Origin of the sequence: Sphingomonas floccifaciens (genome assembly GCF_042681125.1) — a bacterium.
Taxonomy (GTDB): Bacteria; Pseudomonadota; Alphaproteobacteria; order Sphingomonadales; family Sphingomonadaceae; genus Sphingomonas; species Sphingomonas floccifaciens.
On record NZ_JBHUFC010000032.1, the window covers coordinates 1 to 6,041 of the forward strand.

General features: G+C 65.8%; 4 protein-coding genes. All 4 read right to left on the reverse strand.

Annotated features, from left to right (window positions below):
• Positions 1–65: 65 nt before the first annotated feature.
• Positions 66–3,311, reverse strand: coding sequence for an efflux RND transporter permease subunit (locus ACFSC3_RS20635; RefSeq protein WP_039335367.1), 3,246 nt, complete (start codon positions 3,309–3,311; stop codon positions 66–68).
• A gap of 3 nt (positions 3,312–3,314) precedes the next feature.
• Complete coding sequence (locus ACFSC3_RS20640; RefSeq protein ID WP_004212877.1) at positions 3,315–4,493, reverse strand: efflux RND transporter periplasmic adaptor subunit; 1,179 nt, start codon at positions 4,491–4,493, stop codon at positions 3,315–3,317.
• Positions 4,493–5,770, reverse strand: coding sequence for a TolC family protein (locus ACFSC3_RS20645; protein ID WP_004212875.1), 1,278 nt, complete (start codon positions 5,768–5,770; stop codon positions 4,493–4,495). The genes ACFSC3_RS20640 and ACFSC3_RS20645 overlap by 1 nt, the downstream gene beginning before the upstream one ends.
• 60 nt (positions 5,771–5,830) lie before the next feature.
• Positions 5,831–6,041 (reverse strand): hypothetical protein (locus ACFSC3_RS20650; protein ID WP_380942268.1); only part of this gene is annotated, 211 nt, incomplete at its 5' end.

Genomic DNA, 6,041 nt, shown 5'->3' on the forward strand with positions numbered 1-6,041 from the left:
GGTGCGAGGCATATCCCCATCTCCCAGAGATGGGCGGGGCGATCGCGGATCGCCCCGCCCATCCATCAGGCCAAGTTGTTCACGAAGGTCTGACCGTGGTCGTCCCCTTCATGCTCCTCATTGTAGTGCTCGGGTTTCTCGATCACTTTCTGCCCGAACCGGGCATAGAGTGTCGGCAGCACGAACAGCGTAAGAAGCGTCGCCGAGATCAGACCGCCGATGACGACCGTCGCCAAAGGCTTTTGAACCTCTGCGCCGGCGCCTTCGCCCAGCGCCATCGGCACGAAGCCGAGGCTGGCGACTAGCGCGGTCATGATGACGGGTCGCAGACGCTGCATCGCGCCAACATGCGCGGCTTCCTCGCGGCTCATCCCTGATCGGATCAGATCTTGGATCGAGCTGACCATGACGAGGCCGTTGAGGACCGCGATGCCCGAGAGGGCGATGAAGCCCACTGCCGCCGAGATCGAGAAGTCCATGCCCCGCAGGAACAGCAACAGGACGCCGCCCACCAGCGCGAAAGGCACGCCGGTGAACACGATCGCGGCGTCGCGGACCGATCCCAACGCCCCGTAGAGGAGCAGCAGGATCAAGATGAAGCAAGCCGGAATGACCAGCTTCAGCCGTTCGCTTGCCGATTGGAGGTTCTCGAACTGGCCGCCCCATTCGAGATAGGTGCCGGCAGGCAGCCGGAGTTGGCTGCCGATCGCCGCCTGCGCATCCGCCACGACGGATCCGACGTCGCGGCCACGCACGTTGGCTTGCACCACCACGCGCCGCTTGCCGTTCTCGCGGCTGATCTGGTTCGGACCATCGACCACCTTGATCTCGGCGACGCTGGACAGCGGTACATAGCCGCCGCCTGCCACCGGCACCTGCACCTGTTGGAGCAGGCCGATGTCGGCACGCTGCGCCTCCGACAGGCGGATCACCACGGGGAAGCGACGGTCGCCCTCGAAGATCTGGCCCGATGTTCGCCCGCCGATCGTCGCAGTCACGGTGTCCTGCACATCCTGAGCCGTAACGCCCAACCGCGCCATCGCGTCGCGGTTGACGCGAATGTCGAGCATGGGAAGACCGGTCGTCTGCTCCACCTTCACGTCCGCTGCGCCTTGCGTTCTGCGCAGCACCGCCGCGATTTGCTCGGCCGTCCGGTTCATCTGGTTGAAGTCGTCCCCGAACACCTTCACCGCGATGTCGCCGCGCACGCCGGCGATCAGCTCGTTGAAGCGCATCTGGATGGGCTGGGTGATCTCGTAGGCATTTCCCGGAATCTTCGCGAGATTACCCTCGATCCGGCTGACCAGCTCCTCCTTGGGAAGCTCAGGATCCGGCCAATCCTTGCGCGGCTTCAGGATGACGAACATGTCGGTCGCGTTCGGCGGCATCGGGTCGGCCGCCAGCTCGGCGGTGCCCGTCTTGGAATAGACGAATTGCACCTCCGGCTGCTTCGACATCATCCGCTCGATCGGCACCTGCATCGCCTGGCTCTGCTGGACCGACGTTGCCGGAATGCGGAGCGACTGGATCAGCAAATCGCCTTCGTCGAGCTGCGGCAGGAACACCGAGCCGAGCGTAGTGAAAGCAAGCGCCGCCACCACAAGGCTTCCCACACCCGCACCGATCGTCAGCGTCGGGCGCTTCATGGCCCGGTCGAGACCGGGTTCGTAGCGCTTCTTCAGCCACGTGATGATGCGGCCGTCCTTCTCCTCGACCTTCTTCGACAGCCAGATCGCAATCATCGCCGGCACGAAGGTGAGAGAGAGGATGAAGGCGAAGGCGAGCGCGATGATGACGGTCAGCGCCATCGGTCCGAACGTTTTACCCTCCACGCCGGTCAGCGTGAGCAGCGGTACGTAGACGAGGATGATGATTGCCTGCCCGTAAACCGAGGGGCGGATCATCTCGCGAGCGGCGGCTGCCACGGTCGCAAGCCGTTCCTTGACGGTCAGCAAGCGACCTTCATGATGCTGTTGTTCGGCAAGCCGCCTCAGCGCGTTTTCAACGATGATGACGGCGCCGTCGACGATCAGACCGAAGTCCAAAGCCCCAAGGCTCATCAGATTGGCCGAGACCCCAGCGCGCAGCATACCAAAGCCTGTCAGCATCATGGTGATCGGGATGACCAACGCCGCGATCAGGGCCGCACGGAAGTTGCCGAGCAGCAGGAAGAGCACGACGATGACCAGCACCGCGCCTTCGGACAGGTTTTTCGCGACCGTCTTGATCGTCGAATTGACCAGCTCGGTGCGGTTCAGCACCGGCTGAATTACGACGTCAGGAGGCAGCGAAGCGTTGATCGTCTTCAGTTTCTCAGCGACCGCGGTCGACACGATGCGGCTGTTCTCGCCGATCCGCATGATCGCCGTGCCGACGACGACTTCGGTACCGTTCTCCGATGCCGAACCCATGCGGATCGCCTGACCCGTCTTCACAGTCGCAACTTGTTCGACCGTGATCGGCACGCCGTTACGTGTCGCGATCACGGTCCTGGCCAACTCGCTGGCATTGCGAACGAGCGCATCCGAGCGAACAGCCAGACCTTCGCCATTGCGATTGACGAAGCCACCGCCGACGCTGGTGTTATTGCGCTCCAGCGCATTTCCCAGGTCCGTCAGCGTGATGCCGAGCGAGGCCAGCTTCTGCACGTCGGGCACGACGAGGAACTGCTTGGCGTAACCGCCAATCGAGTCGACACCGGCGAGGCCCGGTGTGGTCTTCAGAAGCGGCGTCACGATCCAGTCCTGCGCGGTGCGCAGGTAGGTCGCCTTGTCCTCTTCGGTCGTCAGTCGCTCGCCCTCTGGCGTGATGTAGCTGCCATCGGGCTGTTGGCCCGGTTCACCGGGCTTGTGCTTGTCGTCCTCGCGATGATCGAGACGAACGGTGTACATGTACACCTCGCCCAGGCCTGTCGCGATCGGACCCATTTCAGGGTTCACGCCGTCGGGCAGATTCTCTTGCACGCCCCGCAGACGCTCGCCCACCTGCTGGCGGGCGAAATAGATGTCCGTCGCGTCCGAAAAGACCGCCGTGATCTGCGCGAAGCCGTTGCGGCTCAACGAGCGCGTATATTCCAGGCCGGGGGTGCCGGCGAGCGCGGTTTCGATTGGAAACGACACCTGCTTCTCGACCAGCTCGGGCGAGAGGGCAGGCGCGCGGACGTTGATCTGGACCTGATTGTTGGTGATGTCCGGCACCGCGTCGATCGGTAGCCGGTAGAGGGAAAAGGCGCCGATGGCGGCGACGATGACGGTGAGGAGCAGGACTAGCCAGCGCTTCTCGACCGCCCAGGTTACGATACGGGCGATCATGGCTTAATCCTCGTGGCTCGCTTCGCCCTTGCCGATCTCGGCCTTGAGCGTGAAACTTCCGGTGGTGGCGATCTGTTCGTTGCCGGTCAGGCCCGACCGGACGATCACCGTGTCGCCCGACGCATCGCCGAGCTGGACCGGGGTCGCCTTGAAGCCGGTGGGCGTGCGCACGAACACGACCGACTTGCCCTCGAAACTCTGGACCGCCGTCGTCGGCACGCGGACCGCCCCGCTCCCGCCGCTGCCCGTGAGCTGCACGGCTGCCGTCACAGGCTCGCCGACCCGCCATTCGCCACCGCGATTGTCGAGGGTGGCGAGCGCAGGCACGAGCCGCGTCTGCGGATCAAGCGCCGGCGACACGAAGGTCACGCGGGCGGTCGCCTGACGGCCTGCCGCCTTCACCAGCACCGTATTGCCGGGACGCACCCGGCCCGCATCCTCGGGCTTGAGATTAAGCGCGATCGACACCTGGCTCAGGTTGGCGATGCGATAGAGTTCGGCATCCGCCGCGACCGTTTGTCCCAGCGTCACGGGGCGCGCAATGATCTGGCCCGAGATCGGCGCGGCAATGCCGAGCCGGTTGAGCCCGCCGCCGCCGACACCCGCCGCCGAAACCATGCTCTGCGCCTGCGTCAGGGCGATCCGCGCCTCCGTCGCCGCTGTGCGGGCGGCGATCAGATCCTGTTCAGGGGAGACTCTCTGCGCGAACAGCCGCTGTTCGCGCGCGAGGTTCGAATTAGCGAGCTGAAGCCGCGCCCGCGCCGCCTCGACCTCGCCCTTGATCTGCGCCGCCTCGCGGCTTTCGATGACCGCAATGGTCTGGCCGCGTCCGACCGATTGGCCGAGGTTACGGGTGAGCGCGACCACGCGTCCCGCAATTGCGGCCGAGACGACCTGCGTTCCCTGTGGGTCGCCCTCGATGATCGCGGGCAGCTCGATCGTCCCGGCCCCGCCGATGATCGGCCGTCCGACCTGGACGCCCGCTGTGGCGATCTGGTCGGCACCCAATGTGACGACGCCTTCACCGGCATGACCGCCTTCAGCACCGCCCTTTTCCGTGCCCGCTGCCGTCTCATTGGCAGCTGCGCCTTCGGCAGTTGCCTCGTTTCCGCCATCCTTGCCGCCGCAGGCAGCCAAGAGCAGGGCGAGCGACGCCGCGCCCGCGAGATAAAAGCTCTTCATCACTGATTCCCCCCATTGGGCGCACGAGCGGTCAGTCGCTCCACTTGCGCGCGGGCATTCTGGTAATTGGCAAGCGCGTCGATCGCGGCGACCCGCGTTTCGGCGAGCGTGCGTTCAGCATCGAGCAATTCGAGCTGGCCGAACTTGCCCTCGCGATAGCCGATCCGCGCGATGCGGGCGGCCTCCTGTGCAGCCGCCAGCGCCGGCCCCGACGCCGCACGAGCCGTCGTTGCGGCATTGGCCGCCTGCGCCTGCGCGTCCGTGATCGCCTGTTCGATGTCGAGCGCGGTCACGCGGCGCTGCGCATCCGCCTGGGTCCGCTGCGCGGTCGCCTGCGCAATCGCGGCGCGACCATTGTTGAACACCGGGATCGGGATCGACACGCTGAACACCGCCGCCATGTCGTTGGTCGCTTCCAGGCGGCGGATCGACGGCCCGACGTTCAGGTCAGGCACGCGATTGGCGCGCGCGAGCCGCACGCCGGCTTCGGCAATGGAGAAATCCGCGTTGGCTGCCGCCAGCGCGAGTGTGCCGGTCGTGTTGACCGGTGCCAACGGCCCATAGACGTTCACACCGGGAAGGCGATCGAGCAGCGTGTCATCGAGCAGGCCGTCGATCGGCCGTCCGATCCGACGCGCCAGATTGGCGCGGGCCGCCTCGGCCAAGCGAAGCTGCCGCTCCACATTGGCGTCGGCATTGATACGCGCGACATCCGCGCGCTGTTGCTCGAGTGGCGATGCCCGCCCTGCCTGCACGCGAACGCTCGCGGCCCGCAGCGCATCGCTGGCGATCCGGGCCTGATCGCGGGCTGTCATTACCCGGCGATCGGCCGCGACCGCTTCGACATAGAGCTGCGTTACCTGAAGCCGGACATCCGCCGCGATGATCGCGGCCTGGATCTCGGCCCGGGACAATTGCGCATTGGCGACCGCGACGCGGGCGCCGCGCTTGCCGCCTAGCTCGATCGGGATCGCAAAGCCGACCGTGGTTTCCGCGCTGCGGACCCCCCGATACGGCCCGGAGCCGATGACATTCTCGACTTGGCCTTGAACCACCGGATTGGGCCGCAAGCCGGCGACTGTGCGACCTGCACGGGCCGCGTCGATTCCAGCTGTCGCCGCTTCCGCAGCAGGGGCCGAACCGCCCGCTGCACTGACCGCTTGGTCAAGCGTGTAGACCGGCGCATCCTGCGCAACAGGCGCGGACGGTCCGACCTGCGCCTGCGCCATCGTGGCGCAAGACGCTGCGGCCAGCATGGCCGCGAGGATACGATTCATGAAAATAGGACTCCTGACGATGATCGACAGGGGCGCGCCAACGCACGCCCAAATCGGACGTCAGGCTTGGGGGGGCCTCAAATGGACCATGCCGGTGCGGCCGTCGAGCGACGCAGAGGCGGAGATTGTCGGCTTGGGCACTGTGAGGACGGGGGTATATTCCATCGTCGTGCGCGCAGGCGCGCCGACGTCGTGTCCGTGACAATAATTGTGATGATGCGGGACATTCTTGTCCGAGTCCGATGGCACCTGATCGATGTCACCGGCGGTA